Origin of the sequence: Pseudomonas sp. NFX71 (assembly GCF_048079215.1) — a bacterium.
Taxonomy (GTDB): Bacteria; Pseudomonadota; Gammaproteobacteria; order Pseudomonadales; family Pseudomonadaceae; genus Aquipseudomonas; species Aquipseudomonas fluorescens_B.
Genome location: NZ_CP182230.1, coordinates 988,568 through 1,011,833, shown reverse-complemented (window position 1 = coordinate 1,011,833; position 23,266 = coordinate 988,568). Strand labels below are relative to the sequence as shown.

Below are 23,266 nucleotides of genomic sequence, written 5' to 3'. Positions count from 1 at the left end.
TCCTGGCGACTGCTTCAGCTTTACTCTGGCTGGATACGCTGAAATAAAAAGGGAGACTCAAGCGTCTCCCTTTTTGCACAATCCGGTGTATCAGTCGAACATGCCGAAGGTCATGTAGCTGAACCACGAGCGGTCGCTGTTGTTGGCTTCGGACTCGTGTTCCTCTTCTTCGATCACGTCGCCATTTTCATCTTTAGGCTTGAGATCGTTCGGAATCGCGTCCTTGGCGTCCTGGAATTGCTTCTGTACGTCCTGGTTGGCGCGGGTTTCGCCCGGCGGCAGCGGTGGACGGGACTCGATCAGGCCCAGCGTGGCCTTGCTCAGCCACGAACGGTTGTCGGCTTCATCTACCGTCGGCACGAACTGACCGTCCACCAGGGTTGGATGGTTCGGGTAGTTGAGCTTGAGTGTTTCGAGGCTGGTGGCCGCCAGGTCGTCCAGGTGCAGACGCTGGTAGGCTTCGGTCATGATCGCCAGGCCGTCACCGACCGATGGGGTTTCCTGGAAGTTTTCCACGACGTAACGACCACGGTTCGCGGCAGCGACATAGGCCTGACGGGTCAGGTAGTAGTCGGCGACGTGAATCTCGTAGGCTGCCAGCAGGTTGCGCAGGTAAATCATGCGCTGCTTGGCGTCAGGCGAGTAGCGGCTGTTCGGGAAGCGGCTGGTCAGCTGGGCGAACTCGTTGTAGGAGTCACGCGCAGCGCCCGGGTCACGCTTGGTCATGTCCAGCGGCAGGAAACGCGACAGCAGGCCGACGTCCTGGTCGAAAGAGGTCAGACCCTTGAGGTAATAGGCGTAATCCACGTTCGGATGCTGTGGGTGCAAACGAATGAAACGCTCGGCGGCAGACTTCGCAGCCTCAGGCTCGGTGTTCTTATAGTTGGCGTAGATGAGCTCGAGTTGAGCCTGATCGGCGTAGCGACCGAACGGATAACGCGACTCCAGCGCCTTCAGCTTGGCTGTGGCGGCGGTGTAGCTATTGTTGTCCAGATCGCGCTGTGCCTGCTGGTACAGCTCGACTTCGCTCAGGTTTTCGTCTACGACTTCCTTCGATGAGCAAGCAGCGGTCAATGCGAGGATGGCGATCAGCAGCAGGTGTTTCACTTGCATGGCGGCTTGCGTCCCTATGACGGCCGCTGTCTTGGGCGGGGCCGTCCTGTTATGATGAGCGCCCCGTTGAATAGCCTCGGGGCAAAAGACGCCGTATTTAACCACAAGCGCGCAGCCGAAACCAAAGGCTGTGCCGACGCCTAGTCCGAGCATGTCCGATAAAATTGAACTTCGCGCAGAGGTGCCGTCCGAATTGGGCGGCCAACGCCTCGATCAAGTCGCCGCACAATTATTCGCTGAGCACTCGCGCTCGCGCCTTTCCGCCTGGATCAAAGACGGCCGCCTGACTGTGGATGGGGCTGTAATCCGCCCGCGAGACATCGTTCACGGTGGCGCCATTCTTGAGCTGACTGCCGAGCAGGAAGCTCAGGGCGAATGGATCGCTCAGGACATCGAGCTGGACATCGTCTATGAAGATGACGACATCCTCGTGATCAACAAGCCTGCGGGCCTGGTGGTGCATCCTGCCGCCGGCCACGCTGACGGCACCTTGCTCAATGCCTTGCTGCACCACGTGCCGGACATCGTCAATGTGCCCCGCGCCGGTATCGTGCATCGCCTGGACAAGGACACCACCGGTCTGATGGTTGTGGCCAAGACCATTCAGGCGCAGACGCAGCTGGTTACACAGTTGCAGAGCCGCAGCGTCAGCCGGATCTACGAGTGCATCGTGATCGGAGTGGTGACTGCCGGCGGCAAGATCAATGCGCCGATTGGCCGTCACGGCCAGCAACGCCAGCGCATGGCCGTGATGGAAGGTGGCAAGCAAGCCGTCAGCCATTACCGCGTGCTCGAGCGTTTCCGCTCCCACACTCACGTGCGGGTGAAGCTGGAAACCGGTCGTACGCACCAGATTCGGGTGCACATGTCCTACATCAACTTCCCGTTGGTCGGAGATCCTGCCTACGGCGGTCGTTTCCGAATCCCGCCAGCCGCCAGCCAGACTATGGTCGATTCCTTGAAGACGTTCCCGCGCCAGGCGCTGCATGCGCGGTTCCTGGAGCTGGATCACCCGACCACTGGTGTGCGCATGAGCTGGGAATCGCCACTGCCGGACGACTTCGTCTGGTTGCTGACCCTGCTCAAGCAAGACCGCGAGGCGTTCATCGGATGAGTGACTGGCTGATTCCCGACTGGCCTGCGCCTGCCGGGGTGAAAGCCTGTGTGACCACCCGTGCGGGCGGCGTCAGTCTGGCGCCGTTCGACAGCCTCAACCTCGGCGATCACGTCGACGACAGCCCCGACGCTGTTGCCGAGAATCGCCGTCGCCTCACCGATCATTTCTCTATTCAGCCGGCCTGGTTGAAGCAGGTTCACGGCATTGTCGTGGCTCACGCGGACCCAGGCATTGTGGCAACTGCCGATGCCAGCTGGACGGCGACGCCCGGCATTGCCTGCGCGGCGATGACGGCGGATTGCCTGCCAGCATTGTTCTGCGACCGTGCCGGCACTCGTGTCGCAGCCGCCCATGCCGGTTGGCGCGGGCTGGCGGCGGGTGTGCTCGAAGCGACGCTCGACACGCTGGCCTTGCCGTCGGAAGAAGTGCTCGTCTGGCTCGGTCCGGCCATTGGTCCTCAAGCCTTTGAAATCGGCCCGGAAGTGCGCGAAACCTTCGTCGAGCAACTGCCTGAAGCCGCCAAAGCCTTTGTGCCCAGTGCAAATGCCGGCAAGTTCATGGCCGATATCTACGAACTGGCGCGCTTGCGTCTGGCTGTTCGCGGCGTTACCGCTGTTTATGGCGGCGGTTTCTGCACCGTGACCGATCCGCGCTTCTTTTCTTACCGCCGCAGTCCACGCACTGGTCGGTTTGCCTCCCTTGTCTGGCTGGAACGCTAGACTTCTCTGATCTACATCAACTGTACGACGCTTGAAACTCCCAGAATCGACCGCATCTATAACGGTATCTGGCAGGTTTCTTCATTCAGGATGTTTTATAGGTCCGGCCTGCTCAAAAGGAAGGTGACCCATGCGTATCGATCGTTTAACCAGCAAATTACAGTTAGCTCTATCCGACGCCCAATCGCTGGCCGTCGGTCTTGACCATCCCGGCATTGAACCGGCGCACTTGATGCAAGCCATGCTTGAGCAGCAGGGCGGCTCGATCAAGCCCCTGCTGATGCAGGTCGGTTTCGACGTCAACAGCCTGCGCAAAGAGCTGACCAAACAGCTCGATCAGCTGCCAAAAATCCAGAACCCCACCGGCGACGTCAATATGTCGCAGGATCTGGCGCGCCTGCTCAACCAGGCCGATCGCCTGGCCCAGCAGAAGGGCGATCAATTTATTTCCAGTGAGTTGGTGTTGCTCGCCGCCATGGACGAGAACAGCAAGCTCGGCAAATTATTGCTCGGCCAGGGTGTGAGCAAGAAAGCCCTGGAGAACGCGATCAACAACCTGCGCGGCGGTGAGGCGGTCAACGACGCCAACCATGAGGAGTCGCGTCAGGCGCTGGATAAATACACCGTCGACCTGACCAAACGCGCCGAAGAAGGCAAGCTCGATCCGGTGATCGGCCGTGACGACGAAATTCGCCGGACCATTCAGGTGCTGCAACGCCGCACCAAAAACAATCCGGTATTGATCGGTGAACCTGGCGTGGGTAAAACCGCCATCGCCGAAGGCCTGGCCCAGCGGATCATCAACGGCGAAGTGCCGGACGGCCTGAAAGGCAAGCGCCTGCTTTCCCTCGATATGGGCGCACTGATTGCCGGTGCCAAGTACCGTGGCGAGTTCGAAGAACGCCTGAAATCCCTGCTCAACGAACTGTCGAAGCAGGAAGGGCAGATCATTCTGTTCATCGACGAACTGCACACCATGGTCGGCGCCGGTAAAGGCGAAGGCTCAATGGATGCGGGCAACATGCTCAAGCCTGCATTGGCCCGTGGTGAATTGCACTGCGTCGGCGCAACCACGCTCAATGAATACCGCCAATATATAGAGAAGGACGCGGCCCTCGAGCGGCGCTTCCAGAAAGTGTTGGTGGATGAGCCGAGCGAAGAAGACACCATCGCCATTCTGCGTGGTCTCAAAGAACGCTATGAAGTTCACCATAAAGTGGCGATTACCGACGGCGCGATCATCGCCGCGGCCAAGCTCAGTCATCGCTACATTACCGACCGTCAGTTGCCGGACAAGGCGATCGACCTGATCGACGAAGCCGCCAGCCGCATTCGCATGGAGATCGACTCCAAGCCGGAGGTGCTGGACCGTCTGGAGCGTCGTCTGATTCAGTTGAAGGTGGAGTCCCAGGCGCTGAAGAAAGAGAGCGACGAAGCGGCGATCAAGCGTCTGGAAAAACTCCAGGAAGAAATCGTTCGTCTCGAGCGTGAGTATTCGGACCTCGAAGAAATCTGGAACTCGGAAAAAGCCGAGGTTCAGGGTTCCGCGCAGATCCAGCAGAAAATCGAACAGTCCCGTCAGGAACTGGAAGCTGCGCGCCGTAAAGGCGACCTGAACCGCATGGCCGAGCTGCAATACGGGGTGATCCCGGACCTGGAGCGCAGCCTGCAAATGGTCGACCAGCATGGCAAAAGCGAAAACCAGTTGCTGCGCAGCAAGGTGACCGAGGAAGAAATCGCCGAAGTCGTGTCGAAGTGGACCGGCATCCCCGTGTCGAAAATGCTCGAAGGCGAGCGCGACAAGCTGATGAAGATGGAAAGCCTGTTGCACCAGCGTGTGATCGGCCAGGACGAAGCGGTGATCGCGGTATCCAACGCGGTGCGGCGTTCGCGGGCCGGGTTGTCCGACCCGAATCGTCCAAGCGGTTCGTTCATGTTCCTCGGCCCGACCGGTGTCGGTAAAACCGAGCTGTGCAAGGCGTTGGCCGAGTTCCTCTTTGATACCGAAGAGGCGATGGTGCGGATCGACATGTCCGAGTTCATGGAGAAACATTCCGTGGCTCGACTGATTGGTGCGCCACCAGGCTATGTGGGCTATGAAGAGGGCGGTTACCTGACCGAGGCGGTGCGTCGCAAGCCTTATTCGGTGATCCTGCTGGATGAGGTCGAGAAGGCCCACCCGGACGTCTTCAATATCCTGCTGCAAGTGCTGGAAGATGGCCGCCTGACGGACAGCCATGGCCGCACGGTGGATTTCAAGAACACCGTGATTGTCATGACCTCCAACCTGGGCTCGGTACAGATCCAGGAACTGGTCGGTGATCGTGAGGCGCAGCGCGCAGCGGTGATGGATGCGATTTCCACGCACTTCCGGCCGGAGTTCATCAACCGGGTCGACGAAGTGGTGATCTTCGAGCCATTGGCGCGGGATCAGATCGCGGGCATTACCGAGATCCAGTTGAGTCGTCTGCGCAGTCGCCTGACTGAGCGGGAACTGAAGCTGGAGCTCAGCCCTGAGGCCATGGACAAGCTGATCGCGGTTGGCTACGACCCGGTGTATGGCGCACGGCCGCTCAAGCGAGCGATTCAGCGCTGGATCGAAAACCCGCTGGCGCAGCTCATTCTGTCGGGTCGTTTCATGCCCGGCGATACCGCCAAAGGCATTGTGGAAAACGACGAGATCGTCTTCGCCTGATCCACGACGGCAACAAAATTGAAGAGGCCTCGCATTGCGAGGCCTTTTTTTCGTCAGGTTGTTGAACTGAAAGGAAAAGGCTTGTAAAGTGCGCCCCGCAGTAAGTCGCCCTGAAGGGTTCCCGCTCCCCAAGCAGGAATCTGAAATAAGTTGCAAATCATTAACTTGAAAGCAATTTAGGGGGTTGACAGAGGTGCTTAAGATTGTAGAATAGCGCGCCTCAGACACACGAACGCAGCGATGCGAACGGGTCGAAGAGAGCGCAGTAAAGCTTCACCGTTGTAAATTGAAATATGTAGTTCCGTGATAGCTCAGTCGGTAGAGCAAATGACTGTTAATCATTGGGTCCCAGGTTCGAGTCCTGGTCACGGAGCCAATTTCAAACCGGGGTATAGCGCAGTCCGGTAGCGCGCCTGCTTTGGGAGCAGGATGTCAGGAGTTCGAATCCCCTTACCCCGACCATTTTTGGGTCGTTAGCTCAGTTGGTAGAGCAGTTGGCTTTTAACCAATTGGTCGTAGGTTCGAATCCCACACGACCCACCATTTTTGAAACCAGTTAGCGCTGGAATCGAATCTTAAGATCAGACGCCAAAAGCTCTGTTCGCAGAAGGCGCCTTTCAAAGGTGCCTTTTTTTTACCGGGGTATAGCGCAGTCCGGTAGCGCGCCTGCTTTGGGAGCAGGATGTCAGGAGTTCGAATCCCCTTACCCCGACCATACTAAAAATCCTCGTATCGAAAGATACGGGGATTTTTTTTGTCTTCGAAAAAGCCGAATCCTATCAAGTCGTCGTACAACTAGCCGATAACGAGCTGTCGGGGCGCAAACGCGGCCCCCCATTCAAGCCAACAACAAGAAAGGCGCTCGTTATGTTTCTTCGTCAGCTGAATATTGCCCCCCGTGCCGCGCTGGGTTTTGCCTTGATCGCTGTGTTGGTGGCGTTGCTCGGGGTGTTTGCCCTGGGGCAAATGGCGAGCATTCGCGAGAGCGAGGTGGCCGTGGAGAAGCAGTGGCTCCCCAGCATTCGCGGGGGTGACGAGATTCGCGAACTGATGTTGCGTATCCGCACCATTTCCTTGCGCATGGCGCTGGATCAGGACCCAAAGAACATTCCGACCTACCGCGGTCAGATGGACACTCGCGACAAGGAATTGAGCGAGAAGATCGCGGTCTATGACCAGTTGGTCAACACCGCCGAAGGCCAGGCCTTGTATGACCAGTTCAAAACCACCTTTGCGGCCTATCGCACCGGCATTGCCCAGTCGTTCACTCTCGCAGAGCAGGGGCGTCGTGACGAATTGACCAGGCTGCTGCTGGTCGACATGAAAACCGTGGTCGATGGCTCCGGCAAACAACTCAGTGATCTGGCGGACCTGTTCGCCAAACAGGTCGCCGCTGAGAGCCAGAAATCCGCAGCGCACTACGAAACGTCGCGGACCATCGTCAGCCTGTTCATCGCCCTCGCGGCGCTGGCCACTGTCGGCCTGGCCATGTTGCTGACCCGCAGCATCGTCCGCCCCCTGAACGAAGCCCTGACGGCTGCGGAGAGCGTGGCGCAGGGCGATCTGACCCGGCCGATAGCAACCCATGGCAACGACGAAGTGACTCGTTTGCTCAAGGCACTGGCGACCATGCAGCAGAACCTGCGAGAAACCTTGCAAGCCATCAGCGGTTCAGCGACTCAGCTGGCCACGGCGGCGGATGAATTGAATGCTGTCACTCTCGACAGCACCCAAGGCCTGCAACAGCAGAACAACGAAATTGAGCAGGCCGCCACGGCGGTCAACGAAATGACCTCGGCCGTGGAAGAAGTGGCGCGCAACGCCGTGTCGACTTCTGATGCTACCCGCCAATCCAGCGAGTCAGCGCAATTGGGGCAGGAGCGGGTCAGCGAAACCGCCAGCGCGATCAGCGACTTGGCCAAGGATGTGCAGCACACCGGTGAGTTGGTGCAGTCGCTGGCCAATCAGTCCCAGGACATTGGCAAAGTGCTGGATGTCATTCGGGCCATCGCCGAGCAAACCAATCTGTTGGCGCTCAACGCCGCCATTGAAGCGGCGCGCGCGGGTGAAAGTGGGCGCGGTTTTGCGGTGGTAGCCGATGAAGTGCGTGCATTGGCGCATCGTACGCAGCAATCGACTCAGGAAATCGAGCAAATGGTTCAGGGCATGCGCAACGGTTCCAACCTGGCGCTGGACTCCATGAATGCCAGTGCTTCCCGTGCCACGAGTACGCTGGTGTTGGCTGAACGGGCCGGTGACGCATTGCAGACCATCACGGCCTCGGTCCACGAGATTCACGAGCGCAATCTGGTGATCGCCAGTGCTGCGGAAGAACAGGCTCAAGTCGCTCGGGAAGTGGATCGCAATCTGGTGAATATCCGTGATCTGTCGGTGCGTTCCGCCTCCGGTGCGGATCAGACCAGTGCTTCCAGTCATGAGTTGTCGAAGTTGGCCAATGCTCTGCAGGGCATGGTGCAGCGCTTTCGGGTGTAAATCCGCCGGACGTAAAAAAGCTGCGCTTCTCGATGGGGGGGGGGCGGTTTTTTCTTGGGAGCTCAGGTGCTACTTCAGTAACTCCATGCAGGATGCGTTTCCGTCGTCAAATGTGTCGGCCCGGCCATGCAGGCTTGTCGCATTTGACTGCTCGATAAGGGGGGCACGCTAGTGCAAGGTGTTTGTTGGTCGGAGCGCAGACTCCCCATCAATTGCTTTAAAGTCATGCCGGGAGATAAGTGGCATAATGCGCTTTTTTGGTTGCGAGGGTAAGGGAATACCCTCCTGGCACCCAGGGGCCAGGCCCCGTACGCGGTTATGCCGTACTGGAAGGCAAGCAACACTCCGTAGGGTGTGCATCGCCAGTACAGGACGCTATTTGGATCACGCCAACCAGGCAGCGAACGCTTACCCGAAACTGGCAAGACATGCATGCGAAGATAAACATCAACAGCGGGTGGTGATTCCCGATTAGTTGAAGTGTGAACCGCTTAAGAATTAGTTAATGGGAGTTTTACCTGATGTCGGGCATCAAACGGGCGAGTGTTGGCAAGTTCAAAAGCAGAGAGGCTCTAATTGGTATCGTAGGGCTGGGTTATGTCGGTCTGCCTCTGATGTTGCGTTACAACGCTATTGGCTTTCGTGTGCTGGGCATCGATATCGATGAGGCTAAAGTCTCTCGGTTGAATGACGGACAAAGCTATATCGAGCATATCCCTGCGGGAAAAATTCAGAACGCTCGTCAAAGCGGCTTCGAGGCCACCACCGATTTCCAGCGGGCGAGCGAATGCGATGCCTTGATCCTGTGTGTGCCCACCCCGCTTAACAAGTACCGTGAACCGGACATGAGCTTCGTGATCAACACCACTGAAGCGATAAAACCCTATTTGCGTGAAGGGCAGGTTGTCTCTCTGGAGAGCACCACCTATCCGGGGACTACCGAAGAAGAACTGCTTCCGCGGGTTGAGGAAGGCGGATTGAAGGTGGGTGAAAACATCTTCCTGATTTATTCGCCAGAGCGTGAAGACCCGGGCAATCCAGACTTTGAAACTCGCACTATCCCCAAGGTGATCGGCGGGCACACCCCGGCTTGCCTGGAAGTGGGCATCGCACTGTACGAACAGGCGATTGACCAGGTCGTGCCGGTCAGTTCCACCAAGGCCGCCGAGTTGACCAAGTTGCTGGAAAATATTCACCGCGCGGTGAATATCGGCTTGGTCAACGAGATGAAAGTGGTCGCCGATCGTATGGGGATCGATATCTTCGAAGTGGTCGATGCGGCTGCAACCAAGCCTTTCGGCTTCACTGCGTTCTACCCGGGGCCGGGGCTCGGTGGGCATTGCATCCCGATCGACCCGTTTTACCTGACCTGGAAGGCTCGCGAGTACGGTTTGCATACGCGTTTCATCGAACTATCCGGCGAGGTCAACAAGGCCATGCCCGAGTATGTCGTCAGCAAGCTGATGGATGGCCTAAACAACAACAGCAAGTCCTTGAAGGGCAGCAAGGTGTTGGTGCTCGGTATCGCCTACAAGAAAAACGTCGACGATATGCGCGAGTCCCCTTCCGTCGAAATCATGGAGTTGCTCGAAGCCAAAGGCTGTGTGGTGGCTTACAGCGACCCGCACGTTCCGGTTTTCCCGAAGATGCGCGAACACCACTTCAATCTGTCCAGTGAAGCGCTGACCGCTGAAAATATCGCGAGCTTCGATGCCGTTGTTCTGGCCACTGATCACGATAAATTCGATTATGAGCTGATTCGCCAACACGCACGGTTGGTGGTGGATAGTCGCGGTAAGTACCGCACCCCCGAAGCTCATATCATCAAAGCCTGATTGCTGGAGTGTTCCCCTTGAAACGTTTCGCCCTTATCGGTGCTGCCGGTTACATCGCCCCGCGGCATATGCGCGCAATCAAAGACACCGGAAACGAGTTGGTGTCGGCTTATGACATCAACGATTCCGTAGGGATCATTGACAGCCTGTCTCCGCAGAGCGAGTTTTTTACCCAGTTCGAGCGTTTCAATGAACACGCCTGGCAGCTCAAGCGCGATCCGGCGACGGCCTTGGACTACGTCGCGGTATGCTCGCCCAACTACCTGCACCATTCCCATATTGCGGCGGGTCTGCGCCTTGGCTGTGATGTGATTTGCGAGAAGCCGCTGGTTCCTACACCAGAAATCCTGGACGAACTTGCGCTGGTCGAACGCGAAACGGGCAAGCGCGTCTACAACATCCTGCAACTGCGTCATCACCAGGCAATTCTCGATCTCAAAGAGAAAGTTGCCCGTGAGTCTCGCGACGGCAAATACGATGTAGAACTCACCTACATCACTTCCCGTGGCAAGTGGTACATGGAGAGCTGGAAGGGCGACCCACGCAAGTCCTATGGAGTCGCGACCAATATTGGCGTGCACTTCTACGACATGCTGCATTTCATCTTCGGCAAGTTGCAGCGCAACGTTGTGCACTTTGCCAATGATTACAAAGCGGCTGGCTACCTGGAGTACGAAAAGGCCCGGGTGCGTTGGTTCCTGTCTATTGATGCGCAGGACCTGCCGGATTCGGTCAAGGGTAAAAAGCCGACCTACCGCTCAATCACCGTTGACGGAGACGAGATGGAGTTCTCCGAAGGTTTTACCGACCTGCATACCACCAGTTATCGGGAAATTCTCGCCGGCCGTGGCTACGGCATCGAAGATGCGCGTCACTGCGTGGATACTGTGAATACCATTCGTTCGTCCGCCATCGTTACACCGCAGAACGAAGAGGGTCATCCTTTCCTTTCAGTCCTGAGTTGCTGAGGCGGATATGAATTATCAGATCCATCCTTCCGCTATTGTCGATGACGGCGCGCAGATTGGTGATGGCTCGCGGGTGTGGCATTTTGTGCATGTCTGCGGTGGTGCGCGTATTGGCAAAGGCGTGTCACTTGGGCAAAACGTCTTTGTCGGTAACAAAGTGGTCATTGGCGACAATTGCAAGATCCAGAACAACGTGTCGGTCTATGACAATGTCACCCTGCAAGAGGGGGTGTTCTGCGGACCGAGCATGGTGTTTACCAATGTCTACAACCCGCGCTCTCTGGTCGAACGCAAGAGCGAATACCGAGACACCTTGGTCAAAAAGGGCGCTACGCTCGGTGCTAATTGCACCATTGTCTGTGGTGTCACCATCGGCGAATACGCCTTTGTCGGTGCGGGGGCGGTGATCAACAAGTGCGTGCCGGCTTATGCCTTGATGGTCGGTGTGCCAGCGCGGCAGATCGGCTGGATGAGCGAGTTTGGCGAGCGCCTGGATTTACCGCTGGCCGGAAATGCGCAGATGGTTTGCGAGCAAACGGGTGTTATCTATCGGCTGGACGATACTGTGCTCACTCGAGTGATTCCCGTGTGAAATAGCGTGTCGTGTAGTGGTGGGTGTCTTGTTGGCGGGGGGGGGGGGGGGGGGGGCGGATCTGAGGTTTGACTGTTGCAGGCCTGGGTTGGATCGCTTGGTTTGTCGCTGGCTTGCCTCTCTCCCCTGGCGGAATGTGGGCACATCCTAGGTGGGGATGGTGCTATCATTATGCCCGATTTGGTACATGTTCTTGCTCATCGGATAAGTGTTTGCACCCCAGCGAACAGCGGTTCAGCGAGTGTTTTTTTCGACCTCGATCGGTAAGTTGCGTGCGAGGTTTCTCCAGTGAGTACTGAGTCGCGTCGCACGGCGTAGCCTGTATTTGCCAACATGAACATACACGGTGCTCGGCCACCGTCATTGAAGTCTGTCATGGAATTTATAGATCTCAAGACCCAATACCGCGAGCTTAAAACTTCAATCCATGAGCGTATGGAGCGTGTCCTTGGTCATGGCCAGTACATCATGGGTCCTGAGGTGTTCGAGCTTGAGGAGCGACTTGCCGAGTACGTGGGCGTCAAGCACTGTATTAGTGCCAGTAGTGGCACCTGCACTCTGTTGATCGCCATGATGGCTCTCGGGATCGGGAGTGGTGACGAGGTCATCACGACTCCTTTCACTTTTATCTCCACCGGTGAAATGATTGCCTTGCTGGGCGCAACGCCGGTTTTCGTCGATGTCGATCCAGATACCTGCAATATCGATCCGGCGAAGATTGAGGCGGCAATCACGCCGCGTACCCGCGCCATTATGCCGGTCTGCCTGTACGGCCAGTGTGCGGACTTCGATGCCATCAATGTAATCGCTGAAAAGTATGGGCTTCCTGTTATTGAGGATGCCGCCCAGTCATTCGGTGCGACATATAAGGGGCGTCGCTCGTGTGCTCTTAGCAGCATCGGCTCGACCAGCTTTTTCCCGTCCAAGCCCTTAGGTGCATATGGTGATGGCGGCGCCCTGTTTACCGATGATGATCATCTGGCCAAGACCATGCGTGAGATTCGTGTTCATGGCCAGGACAGGCGCTATCATCATTCGCGAGTCGGAATCAATGGTCGCATGGATACGCTGCAGGCTGCCGTAGTGCTCGCCAAGCTCGAGCGCTTCGATTGGGAGGTGGGGCGGCGAGCGCATGTTGCTGCTCGATACGACCAGTTGATTTCGGCGGCATGTCCTGGCGTTGTGACCCCCTGCGTCTTGCCTCATGCCAGCAGTGTCTATGCCCAATATACTTTGCGGGTGGACGTACGTGATGAATTGTCCAAGGCGTTAAACGCTCTTGGGGTGCCAACCGCCGTGCATTATCCAATACCACTGCACTTACAGCCGGCTTTTGGTTATCTTGGCCTCAAAGAAGGCGCTTTCCCTGTAGCCGAGGCATGTAGTCAAAGCGTCTTGAGTCTACCCATGGGGCCGGATGTCACTGAGGAGCAACAAATTTTTGTCGTCGATTCCTTGCAGAAAACGCTGCAGGGATTTGCATGAGTTCATTTGGAAAACTGTTTGGCTCTGTGGCGACATACGCCTCGGCAAATATTCTGAACAGTGCTATCCCGTTTTTTCTCTTGCCTGTTTTAACTCGGGTTTTATCGCCGGCGGAGTACGGTGTCGTCGCGATGTTTACCACTGTCATGAGTGTGCTTTCGGCGTTTACCGGTCTTAGCCTTCATGGGGCGGTTAGCGTTCGTTACTTTGATCGCGAGACGGATCATCCTCGTTTTGTCGGGACGTGCCTGGCTGTTTTGTCGGCGAGCACATTCATCGTTCTTCTGATCGTTTGGTCAATTGCGGAGCCTTTGTCTCGGTGGACGAGCCTTCCTCAGGGCTGGCTGCTCATCGCTGTGTTGGCCGCTGCAGCTCAAACCATTATACAAATCAGGCTGGTGGTGTGGCAGGTAAAGAACCAAGTCGTGAGATATGGTTCTTTTCAGGTAATACAGACGTTGGTCAATTTGTCTTTATCGTTAGGGTTGATTCTGCTTCTTGGAATGGGGTGGGAAGGGAGAGGGCTTGGTATTGTCGGCGCCATTTTTTTGTTTGGGGGGGCGGCGCTGTACAGTTTGCAGCGTGGATGTTTTGTTAGTTGGAGTTTTAATCCTGATTACGCTAGAGCTGCACTGCGTTTCGGGGTGCCACTTATTCCGCATACCGTTGGCGCTATGATGATTGCGATGAGTGACAGATTTATTGTCACTTCGGCTTTGGGCGTCGCCGCGACAGGGAGTTATGCTGTAGGTGCACAAATGGGGATGGTTGTGGGTGTCTTGGCAGATGCATTCGTAAAAGCATTCGCCCCCCATCTGTATGGTGAGTTAAGAAAGAAAGATGAGCTCGCTGGGGTTCGTATTGTCCGCCAATGTGCGGTGATGTTTCTGGTGTTTTTAGTCCTAGCCATATGCTATGTGAGTGTATTGCCTTACGTGTATCCGTGGATTGTCGGAGACGAATATAAGGATTCTTTGAGAGTTGCTCAGTTGATCGGTTTCGGTAATGCCTTTATGGGCATGTATTATGTTGTCGCCGGGTTCATATTTTTTTCTGAGAAGACCGGGTATCTGGCTAGGTTAACGCTGTTCGTTGGTTTGGTTAATGTGGTCCTGACGTATTTTCTGGTTGATCGGTTAGGGGTTGTAGGAGCTGCCTGGAGTTATGTTTTTGTTCAGCTAGTCTTTTTTCTGGGGGCATGGTGTATGGCGCAGAGAATATTGCCGTTGCCTTGGCTTCTGGTTTTATCGTTGAGGAAGACCTAATCGATGATGATGAGTATCTTGAATAGAATTCTGGTCAGGGTTTTTACCTCGCTAAGTTCACGCTATTGGGGGGTTATATACACTTCGTTTCGCCTCAAATACTCGGTGTCGCCTGGTTTTCGCTTTAATGGTAAGCATATTCTTTTGTACGGCGAGGGCGAGATAAGTCTGGGTGATAATAGTTATATTGGTGATAACTCTACCGTTCATGCAGCACAGGGCCGTTCTGTTCGTGTGGGTACAGGTTGTCATGTCTCTTCTAACGTGAGAATTTTTACTGAATCTGCTATTCCGGACAGCGACTTTCGTATCAAGCCAGTTCCTTCTAAACTTGGTGATGTTGCTATCGGTGATGCGTGCTGGGTCGGGGCTAATGTGTTGATTAATCCAGGCGTGTCAATTGGTCAGAATAGCGTCGTAGGTGCGAATAGTGTCGTTACACGGGATATTCCGTCTGGAGAGATATGGGGCGGGGTCCCGGCAAAGCTGATTCGAAAGAAAAGGCAGCAAGAGTAAGTTGGTGATAGTATTTCTCTAACCATAGTAAAAATGCATGATGTAGGGCTTATGATTCCATACGGTCGACAAAATATTAGTGAAGACGATATCACTGCGGTGGTTGAGGTCTTGCGCTCCGACTGGCTAACCCAGGGGCCTGGTATTGCAAGTTTCGAGCGCGCCATTGCGACCTGCTGTCAGGCAGAGCATGCCGTGGCGGTCAGCAATGCCACAGCTGCGCTGCACATCGCCTGCATGTCTCTCGAAGTCGGGCCGGGGGATCTTGTCTGGACCAGCCCTAACACCTTCGTGGCAACTGCCAATTGCGCGCGATACTGCGGCGCCGATGTAGACTTTGTTGATATAGACCCGGAGACGCTCAATATCAGCGTAGCGCGCCTGGCCGAGAAGTTGGCAACTGCTCAAAACGCAGGTCGCTTGCCCAAGGTTGTCATTCCCGTGCATTTTTCCGGGCGAAGTTGTGACATGCAGGCGATCGCTGCGTTGGGCAAGCAATATGGCTTCCGTATCATCGAGGATGCGTCACATGCGGTGGGTGCCGAGTATCAAGGCGTGCCGGTGGGAGCTTGCCAGTATAGTGATATCGTGGTGTTCAGTTTCCATCCGGTAAAAATCATAACTACCGGTGAAGGCGGGATGTTGTTGACCAACGACACGGCACTAGCCAAGCGCCTGGTTCGCCTTCGTACGCATGGCATCGCGCAAAGCGCAGGCGAATTGGTAAGCACGCCGCAAGGGCCATGGGAGTATCAGCAGATAGAGCTGGGCTACAACTACCGCATGACTAATCTACAGGCGGCATTGGGCGTCAGCCAGCTTGAGCGATTACCACAGTTTATTGCGCGGCGACGGGAGCTTGTGCGGCAATATCATGTGCTGCTCGCCGATCTACCCGTTATTTTGCCGTTGGCTTCCGAAGAGTCTGCTTGGCATCTGTACCCGATCAGAGTTCCCGCCGAGCGTCGTTTCGAGGTGTTTTCGAAATTACGTGCCGCAGATATTTGGGTACAGGTTCATTACATCCCGGTGCATACCCAACCGTACTATCGCAATTTGGGTTTCAATTGGGGTGACTTCCCGGAAGCAGAGCGTTATTTCTCCGAGGCTTTCAGTCTGCCGCTTTTTTACGACCTGACCGATGAAGAGCAGCGTAGCGTCGTTCGGTTGCTCAGAGAGGCGCTGTCTTGAATGTAGCGGTGATTCCGGCCCGTGGCGGCAGCAAGCGCATTCCCCGCAAGAACATCAAGGAGTTCTGCGGCAGGCCCATGATTGCCTGGTCGATTCGCGCGGCGCAGGAAACTGGTCTGTTCGAGCGTATTATCGTCTCGACCGATGATGAGGAAATTGCTGAGGTGGCCAGGGCCTGGGGGGCGGAGACTCCTTTTATCCGACCGCCCGAGCTATCCGATGACTATGCTGGTACCACTGAGGTAATTGCCCACGCGACTCGCTGGCTCACACAGCAGGGCGAGCAACCTTCCGCAGTTTGCTGTATCTACGCCACTGCGCCGCTTATTAGGGCGGACGATCTCGTGCGTGGCTGGATGGCTTTGCAATCGGGTGATTGGGCCTACGCTTTTTCGGTCTCCGAGTTTTCTCCTTCGGTGTATCGCGCTTTCCGGGAACTGCCGGAAGGGGGGCTTGGGATGCTGTTTCCTGAGTTTTTCTTGACGCGCTCCCAGGATTTGCCGGTAGCGCTACATGATGCCGGCCAGTTCTATTGGGGGCGCCCCTTAGCCTGGACACAAGGGCTGAGGATTTTTGAGAGCCATTCGATGCCTGTACCCATCCCGCACTGGAGAGTTCAGGATATAGACAGCATGGATGACTGGATGCGGGCGGAAATGATTTTCAAACAGTTGATGGGTGAGCAGGCAAAATGAGTGAATTGGATTATTTGACGCCGCAGGAAACTTTTTGGGCTGGCGAGTTCGGCTCCGAGTACATCGGTCGAAACGACAGCCAGCAATTGTTGGCATCCAACCTTAATTTCTTCGCCAAGGCGCTTAAGCAGGCAGGTCAAATTTCCTCGGCCATCGAGTTTGGCGCCAATATCGGCATGAACCTGCGGGCTTTGCAGTTGGTGTATCCCGGTGCAGTGCTGCGTGGTATCGAGATCAATCCCGATGCAGCAGAGCAATTGCGGGCGCATATCGGTCAGGACAATGTGTACGAGGGATCGATCTTCAATTACCCCGTAAGTGATCAGGTCGAACTCGCCCTTATAAAAGGCGTGCTCATCCACATCAATCCGGACATGTTGCCCGTTGTGTACGAAAAGCTGTACAGCGCTTCGCGGCGTTTCGTGCTGGTTTGCGAATACTACAATCCGTCACCCGTCGCTATTGCCTATCGCGGTCATGCCGATCGTCTGTTCAAGCGTGATTTTGCTGGGGAAATGATGGAGAAGTACCCGGATTTGAAGCTTGTTGATTATGGCTTTGTCTACCGTCGCGACCCTGCATTTCCACAAGACGATATCAGTTGGTTCCTGATGGAAAAGAAGTCCTGACATGCTGGAGGACTGTGTTCGTTGCGTGATGTCTTGTACCCTTTTGCATCTACTATATCGATGATGAGGGCGTTAGCGCTTGTCGCTCCCACGAGTAACGCAAGGAGGTCGAGTGAGTCCGGCGCAAAAACGATTTGTTGATGTTGCTCGAGAGGTATCGTCGGCATCGCATCAACTGGTGCTGAGTTCGCCAAGGCGTCCATGCAGGCAGCTGATAACTGGGTACGATGCCGTTTTGTTGACCGGGAGGGCAAATTGAACGTCGCCTTTCGTGTTGATGCTTCCGAAAAAATCGGAACTGGGCATCTCATGCGCTGCCTCGCCTTGGCTAATGCCTTACAAAAACGGGGCGTTCGAACGTGCTTTTTTAGTCGTCACATGCCGGATAATCTTCTGCATTTGATTATTCAACAAGGGCACGTCTTTCAGCGTCTCAACGCGAGAGATGAAGGGGCGTCCTGTAGCGAACTGCTTCATTCCTCATGGCTGGAGGTCAGCCAGGAAACAGATGCCCGCGAGTGCGTCGGAGCACTGTACGGAAAGCACTGGAACTGGCTTGTTGTTGACCATTATGCGTTGGACGCACGCTGGGAAGGGGCATTGCGGCAGATTGCCCACAAGATCTTGGTTATCGATGATCTCGCAGATCGCCAGCATGACTGCGACTTGTTGCTTGACCAAAACCTATATCTTGATATGTCTGCGCGCTATGTTGGCAGGGTTCCTGGGCGCTGTCAGTTGTTGCTCGGCCCGCGCTTTGCGCTGTTACGTGACGAATTTCGTCGGTTGCGCGAGAGTGTCGCTCCGCGTCAGGGGGCGGTGAAGCGTGTCATGGTCTTCTTCGGTGGAGTGGATGCGCACAATTTCACGGGCAAAGCTCTCGATGCTTTGGTTGGTATGGAGGCAACGAAGGACCTTCATGTCGATGTTGTGTTGGGCGCGCAACACGCCTTCAGGGAGGCCATCGAGGCGCTTTGCTTGCGTCAAGGATACTACTGCCATGTGCAGACCGGACGGATGGCCGAGCTAATGGCGGTATCTGATCTTGCTTTGGGTGCCGGTGGTACGGCGACGTGGGAGAGATGTTGTCTGGGGCTTCCGACAATTGCTGTCAGCACCGCCGATAACCAGTCAGTACAGCTGGCGGATGCGGCTACGAATGGGTTGGTTTATTCTCCAAACTTCAGTGGTGACGTCCGTGGGGCGTTTGTGCAGCACTTAGGTGCATTGCTGGAAAATGATGCATTAAGGCAGCTTGTTTCATCGTTGGGCATAAATGCTGTGGACGGAAGGGGGGTTCAGCGTTTGGTCGCGCGCATGGGATTTACCGGTGTTGAGATGCGCGTTGCGTTGCCAACAGATTCCGAACACCTGCACCGCTGGCGAAATCATCCTTCCATTCGCGCCGTTTCACGCAATACCGAACTTATTGCCTGGGACGATCATTGTCGCTGGCTCAACGTTGTGTTAAAGGATCCGCGCAGAAAGTTACTCATCGGTTTGCGGGAGGGTGAGTCGGTTGGCGTTGTGCGGTTTGACATTGAAGCAGACCAGGCAGAGGTTTCAATATACTTGGTGCCTGAAGCGCGTGTGACGTGTCGCGGCGCAGAACTGCTGCAAAGTGCGGAGAAATGGCTCGTTGTAAACTGTCCTGAAGTGAGAGTGCTTCGTGCACATGTGATGGGTGCCAACAAACGTTCAAATGGGTTGTTCATGGCTGCTGGCTATGACGTCGACAACACGCTGTTTTCAAAGAAGCTGTATAAGCTATGACTGAATCATTCAAGATTGCAAAACGATCGATCGGACGAGGCCATGCGCCCTTCATTATCGCGGAGATGTCCGGTAACCATAACCAGTCGCTTGAGAGGGCTCTGCAGATCGTCGAGGCGGCGGCGCGATCCGGTGCCCATGCACTTAAGATCCAGACCTATACAGCCGATTCGATGACGCTGGATCTGGACGAGCGTGAATTCCACATCAGCGATCCCAACAGCCTATGGGCGGGAACGTCTCTATATAAGCTGTATGGTGAAGCTTTCACACCTTGGGAGTGGCATAAGCCGATTTTTGACAAGGCTCACGAAATGGGCATGATCGCGTTCAGTACTCCCTTCGATGACAAGGCTGTTGATTTTCTCGAAGCGTTGGATGTGCCCTGCTACAAGATTGCCTCCTTCGAAAATACCGACCTGCCGTTGATTCGTCGTGTGGCGGCAACCGGCAAGCCGTTGATCATTTCCACTGGGATGGCGTCCATTGCCGAATTGGACGAAACCGTGCGTGCGGCTCGCGAAGCGGGCTGTAAGGATCTGGTTCTGCTCAAGTGCACCAGTAGCTATCCAGCTTCACCCGAAAACACCAACATCCTGACCATCCCGCATCTGCGCGAACTGTTCGGCTGTGAAGTCGGGTTGTCAGACCATACGATGGGGCTTGGTGTTTCGGTTGCCAGCGTGGCGCTGGGGGCGACTGTCGTCGAGAAGCATTTCACGCTCAGCCGCGCCGAGGGTGGTGTTGATAGCGCCTTTTCGATGGAGCCAGCAGAGATTGCTCAGTTGGTTATGGAAACCGAGCGTGCCTGGCAGGCACTGGGGCGGGTGACCTATGGAGCTACTGATTCCGAAGAAAAGAGTCGTGTGTTTCGTCGCTCCATCTATGCCAGCGAAGACATTGCTGAAGGTGAACTGCTGTCGCAAGCCAACGTTCGGATCATTCGCCCGGGGCTTGGCTTGCCGCCGAAGTACTTTGAGCAAGTCATCGGCAAGCGTGCGAAGCAAGCGATCAAGCGAGGAACCCCAATCAGTTGGGGGCTGATTTAGTGGCGCCGCCCAGTTTTGAAAATCTGGTACAGATCGAGAATGATCCGGCGTTTCTGGAGTTTTGCTGTCCCAGAACAGGTTATTTGCTTTGGCCATTGGTGCGGATTCAATTTTTTAAACAATTGATTTCTGACCTTTTTTATAAGCAGGCTTCGTTACTGGTTCCGGCTTCGTCAGTTCCTTATCGAAAAGCGTTGACCGTTTTGCCAAAGGTCTTGCTGCATAATATTCGACAGCCGAGAGTTCCAAGCGAAATATTGGTATTTGCAACGGGGGCGGGTCAATTTCGGCGTGAAGGCCAGTGGTTCAATCGTATAACTGATTACTTGGTCGAATCCTCGTATGCAGACGTTGCTACTATCGAGGGCTTGGTAGATTGGCATCTTCCAGAGCCACGCTGGAATAAAAACGTTAGTTATTGGACGCCTTGGCAATCTGCGATACTTTTGATTGGCCGCATTTGTTCGCGAGATGAACATGTTAGGCAGGCTCGGGAAATTTTGGAGTATGCCAGGAGCAGGGCTTTCGCCTTGTACGGGCTCTCAGTGTCAGATCGGAATATGGAAATGCTGGTGGGCGTTGTATCTCGCAAGATAGCGCGCTTGCCCGTCATGCAGCTTGCATATAGAAATATACTGAAAAAATTCAAGCCGCGCTTACTACTTCTTGAAGAAGGTTGCTATAGCGATCATGGCGTTCTCAATCATGTGGCTCGAGAAATGGGTGTGCGCGTGGCAGAGCCTCAGCACGGGATGATTTCCGGTGGGCATCATTCTTATAACTATGCTCCGTTGTTGCGGGAAAGTGAGAAGTATCGACGTTATTTACCCCACGATTTTCTTGGCTATGGCCGGTGGTGGAATGAACAAATCAGTGTCCCTGTAGAAAAGTGGGTGGTGGGTCATCCTCATTACAGTGAGCAGTTTCGATCAAACGGATGTGTCAATGCAGAAAAGAGAGATATTCTACTTCTTGGAGATGGTATTGAATTTTCATTATATCTATCGTTGGCCAAAGAGTTGGACTCTCTTCTCAAGGGGCGTTACAGAGTCGTTGTGCGGCCTCATCCGTTGGAGCGCGTGAAAGTTTATGAAAAATATCCCGATGGAATGGCCGGGAATGTGGCCATCGATCGTAACAGAGACATATACGAGTCATTCGGTAGCGCGTATGTAGTTGCTGGTGAGGTTTCGACTGGCCTGTTCGAGGCAGCAGGTATAGTTCCAAAGGTGCTGTTGTGGGAGACGTCCAAGGCCAGATTTAGCTATCCAGTGCACCCTTTTTCTGGATTTTCTGATGTGCAGCAGTTTGCGGCGGCGATTCTCGCGCCGGAGGGTGGACAACTGAGTGTCGTGCAGGACGATATCTGGGCACCAGACTGGCGTGGCAACTATCGGCGATACCTTGAGCAAGCGCTGGCGTGAGAAAGCGCTGTTGCCAGGTTGGAAGTTTTATAGGTCGGGTGCGTCAGGGATAGTCTTGGCGGCCCCTCGGCGCAGACTTATTGCGTGTCGCTTTGTGCTTGGGTCTCATGGATAATGATGCTGGTTTTTGCCTCCATCCATCGAGACCGCTGATGGTCACCGAATACCACGAAGCGATAATCACCGGCCAGCCATGTGAGTTGACTACATGCGTACAAATGCCGGCGCGCTCCCAGGTTGGCAACAATATGGTTAAGACTGCCGGTCTCTACCTGCTATCAATGAAGTAACTGATCGGTGCTGAGCAGTGGCTGACAACAAAATATTCGTGATCGACTACGGCAGCGGCAACCTTGCTTCAGTCGTCAACATGATCCGTCACGAGGGGGGCGAGGCTCACATAATTACTGAGCCCGATCACCTTGCGGCAGCCGATAAGTTGATCCTTCCAGGGGTCGGAGCATTTGATCATGGCATCTCAAGCTTGCGCCAGAAGGGGTGGATTGCTCCGCTGGAACGGGCTGTGTTTGAGCGCAAAGTACCCATCATGGGTATTTGCCTCGGTATGCAGTTGTTAACCCGTGGCAGCGAGGAGGGGCAGGAGCCCGGCCTTGGCTGGCTTGATGCTCATGCACGGCGCTTCAGGCCGGCTGATGTCAAGCTCAAAGTCCCACATATGGGCTGGAACGAAGTGCGGCAGATGCGTGAAGATGTTTTGTTGCCATTGGTTGAGACAGCACGCAGATTCTATTTTGTACATTCCTATCTTGTCGAGTGCGGGAATTCTGAAGATGTCCTGCTGGAGTGTGATTACGGCGAGACCTTTGTCGCGGCTTTTCGCCGGGAAAATATCTGGGGCTTCCAGTTCCATCCCGAGAAGAGCCACAAGTTCGGGATGGAAATCTTTCGACATTTCCTAGAGGTGTGACGTGCTGAAGCATCGTGTGATACCCGCGTTGCTGCTGCGCGAAGGAGGTCTGGTCAAGACCCGGAAGTTCGGCAAGCATAAATATATTGGTGATCCGCTCAACGCCATCCGTATTTTCAATGAAAAGGAGGTGGATGAGCTTGTTTTGCTGGATATCGACGCCAGTCGTCAAGGGCGCGAGCCAGACTATGAACTGATAGAGAGCGTCGCTGCCGAGTGTTTCATGCCCCTTGGCTACGGCGGTGGTATATCGACTGTCGAGCAGGCCCGTCGGATATTTTCCATCGGCGTGGAAAAAGTGATTCTGCAGACATCTGCGCTTGAAAATTCTGGTTTGATTCGAGAGCTTGCCGAGCGCTTTGGCAGCCAGAGCATCGTGGTTTCGATCGACGTCAAGCGTGATTGGTTTGGGCGATATCGTATGCGGTCGTCTGCGAAAGGATATGCCAAATCGCTTAATTGGATTGCTGTGATGCAGAAGCTGGTTGCTGCCGGGGCGGGGGAAGTGCTGCTAAATGCAGTAGATCGCGACGGGATGCGGATGGGTTACGATTTACGTTTAATTCAGCTCGCCGCCGAGGCAGTCGATGTTCCGCTCATTGCTTTAGGTGGGGCCTCTGGTATCTCGGATTTTGCTCTTGCAATTAACGCAGGGGCGTCTGCTGTTGCTGCGGGCAGTTTCTTTGTTCTGCAGGGTTCGCATCGGGCTGTTTTAATTACCTATCCAGAATATGCAGATCTTGAAAAATTTTTGAGGTAATTAATGACTAGGCCTTACC

The 23,266-nt window shown here is 55.0% G+C and carries 19 protein-coding genes and 4 tRNA genes; 22 read left to right on the top strand and 1 reads right to left on the bottom strand.

The annotated features are described in order from the left end of the window. Window positions 1-90: 90 nt before the first annotated feature. Window positions 91-1,113, bottom strand: a complete 1,023-nt coding sequence (locus tag ACM1ZW_RS04640; RefSeq protein WP_017340838.1) for an outer membrane protein assembly factor BamD — start codon at window positions 1,111-1,113, stop codon at window positions 91-93. A 151-nt stretch (window positions 1,114-1,264) separates the two neighbouring features. Between ACM1ZW_RS04640 and rluD the strand changes: the two genes are divergently transcribed. The 22 genes from rluD (at window position 1,265) to ACM1ZW_RS04530 (ending at window position 23,247) form a co-directional block, all read left to right on the top strand. Then, complete coding sequence (gene rluD, locus ACM1ZW_RS04635) at window positions 1,265-2,227, top strand: 23S rRNA pseudouridine(1911/1915/1917) synthase RluD (protein WP_017340837.1); 963 nt, start codon at window positions 1,265-1,267, stop codon at window positions 2,225-2,227. Continuing rightward, a complete protein-coding gene (pgeF, locus tag ACM1ZW_RS04630) occupies window positions 2,224-2,949 on the top strand; it encodes a peptidoglycan editing factor PgeF (RefSeq protein ID WP_416740249.1) in 726 nt (241 codons plus the stop codon). The genes rluD and pgeF overlap by 4 nt, the downstream gene beginning before the upstream one ends. A gap of 130 nt (window positions 2,950-3,079) precedes the next feature. Then, a complete protein-coding gene (gene clpB, locus ACM1ZW_RS04625; protein WP_414878311.1) occupies window positions 3,080-5,644 on the top strand; it encodes an ATP-dependent chaperone ClpB in 2,565 nt (854 codons plus the stop codon). A gap of 300 nt (window positions 5,645-5,944) precedes the next feature. Beyond that, a tRNA-Asn gene (locus tag ACM1ZW_RS04620) sits at window positions 5,945-6,020 on the top strand. A 9-nt stretch (window positions 6,021-6,029) separates the two neighbouring features. After that, window positions 6,030-6,106, top strand: a tRNA-Pro gene (locus ACM1ZW_RS04615). A gap of 5 nt (window positions 6,107-6,111) precedes the next feature. Further along, window positions 6,112-6,187: transfer RNA gene (locus ACM1ZW_RS04610), tRNA-Lys, on the top strand. Window positions 6,188-6,282: 95 nt separating this feature from the next. Then, window positions 6,283-6,359, top strand: a tRNA-Pro gene (locus tag ACM1ZW_RS04605). Between the two features lie 152 nt (window positions 6,360-6,511). Then, the gene (locus tag ACM1ZW_RS04600) at window positions 6,512-8,137 is read left to right on the top strand and encodes a methyl-accepting chemotaxis protein (protein ID WP_017340834.1); all 1,626 of its coding nucleotides are present in this window, start codon (window positions 6,512-6,514) and stop codon (window positions 8,135-8,137) included. Between the two features lie 521 nt (window positions 8,138-8,658). After that, entirely contained in the window at window positions 8,659-9,972 is a 1,314-nt protein-coding gene (wbpA, locus tag ACM1ZW_RS04595; RefSeq protein WP_416740248.1) for a UDP-N-acetyl-D-glucosamine 6-dehydrogenase, read from the top strand. Window positions 9,973-9,989: 17 nt separating this feature from the next. Then, window positions 9,990-10,940, top strand: a complete 951-nt coding sequence (wbpB, locus tag ACM1ZW_RS04590) for a UDP-N-acetyl-2-amino-2-deoxy-D-glucuronate oxidase (RefSeq protein ID WP_416740247.1) — start codon at window positions 9,990-9,992, stop codon at window positions 10,938-10,940. A gap of 7 nt (window positions 10,941-10,947) precedes the next feature. Next, window positions 10,948-11,532 carry a UDP-2-acetamido-3-amino-2,3-dideoxy-D-glucuronate N-acetyltransferase gene (gene wbpD / locus ACM1ZW_RS04585; protein WP_416740246.1) on the top strand — a complete coding sequence of 195 codons (585 nt, stop codon included), beginning with the start codon at window positions 10,948-10,950 and terminating at the stop codon, window positions 11,530-11,532. 375 nt (window positions 11,533-11,907) lie between these two features. Next, entirely contained in the window at window positions 11,908-13,017 is a 1,110-nt protein-coding gene (locus ACM1ZW_RS04580; RefSeq protein WP_416740245.1) for a DegT/DnrJ/EryC1/StrS family aminotransferase, read from the top strand. Next, window positions 13,014-14,282: a lipopolysaccharide biosynthesis protein gene (locus tag ACM1ZW_RS04575; RefSeq protein WP_416740244.1), complete on the top strand. Its 1,269-nt coding sequence runs from the start codon at window positions 13,014-13,016 to the stop codon at window positions 14,280-14,282. Before ACM1ZW_RS04580 ends, ACM1ZW_RS04575 begins: the two co-directional genes overlap by 4 nt. A 3-nt stretch (window positions 14,283-14,285) precedes the next feature. Further along, window positions 14,286-14,798: an acyltransferase gene (locus ACM1ZW_RS04570; protein ID WP_416740243.1), complete on the top strand. Its 513-nt coding sequence runs from the start codon at window positions 14,286-14,288 to the stop codon at window positions 14,796-14,798. A 51-nt stretch (window positions 14,799-14,849) separates the two neighbouring features. Continuing rightward, entirely contained in the window at window positions 14,850-15,989 is a 1,140-nt protein-coding gene (pseC, locus tag ACM1ZW_RS04565) for a UDP-4-amino-4,6-dideoxy-N-acetyl-beta-L-altrosamine transaminase (protein WP_416740242.1), read from the top strand. Further along, window positions 15,986-16,684: a pseudaminic acid cytidylyltransferase gene (pseF, locus tag ACM1ZW_RS04560; RefSeq protein WP_416740241.1), complete on the top strand. Its 699-nt coding sequence runs from the start codon at window positions 15,986-15,988 to the stop codon at window positions 16,682-16,684. The genes pseC and pseF overlap by 4 nt, the downstream gene beginning before the upstream one ends. Next, window positions 16,681-17,313, top strand: coding sequence for a pseudaminic acid biosynthesis-associated methylase (locus tag ACM1ZW_RS04555; protein ID WP_416740240.1), 633 nt, complete (start codon window positions 16,681-16,683; stop codon window positions 17,311-17,313). The genes pseF and ACM1ZW_RS04555 overlap by 4 nt, the downstream gene beginning before the upstream one ends. A 255-nt stretch (window positions 17,314-17,568) precedes the next feature. Beyond that, a complete protein-coding gene (gene pseG / locus ACM1ZW_RS04550) occupies window positions 17,569-19,086 on the top strand; it encodes a UDP-2,4-diacetamido-2,4,6-trideoxy-beta-L-altropyranose hydrolase (protein WP_416740239.1) in 1,518 nt (505 codons plus the stop codon). Beyond that, window positions 19,083-20,135 carry a pseudaminic acid synthase gene (gene pseI / locus ACM1ZW_RS04545; protein ID WP_416740238.1) on the top strand — a complete coding sequence of 351 codons (1,053 nt, stop codon included), beginning with the start codon at window positions 19,083-19,085 and terminating at the stop codon, window positions 20,133-20,135. Before pseG ends, pseI begins: the two co-directional genes overlap by 4 nt. Continuing rightward, window positions 20,120-21,559, top strand: coding sequence for a hypothetical protein (locus ACM1ZW_RS04540; protein ID WP_416740237.1), 1,440 nt, complete (start codon window positions 20,120-20,122; stop codon window positions 21,557-21,559). Before pseI ends, ACM1ZW_RS04540 begins: the two co-directional genes overlap by 16 nt. Before the next feature lie 307 nt (window positions 21,560-21,866). Beyond that, a complete protein-coding gene (gene hisH, locus ACM1ZW_RS04535) occupies window positions 21,867-22,487 on the top strand; it encodes an imidazole glycerol phosphate synthase subunit HisH (protein ID WP_416740236.1) in 621 nt (206 codons plus the stop codon). Between the two features lies 1 nt (window position 22,488). Then, window positions 22,489-23,247, top strand: a complete 759-nt coding sequence (locus ACM1ZW_RS04530) for an AglZ/HisF2 family acetamidino modification protein (RefSeq protein ID WP_416740235.1) — start codon at window positions 22,489-22,491, stop codon at window positions 23,245-23,247. Window positions 23,248-23,266: the final 19 nt, after the last annotated feature.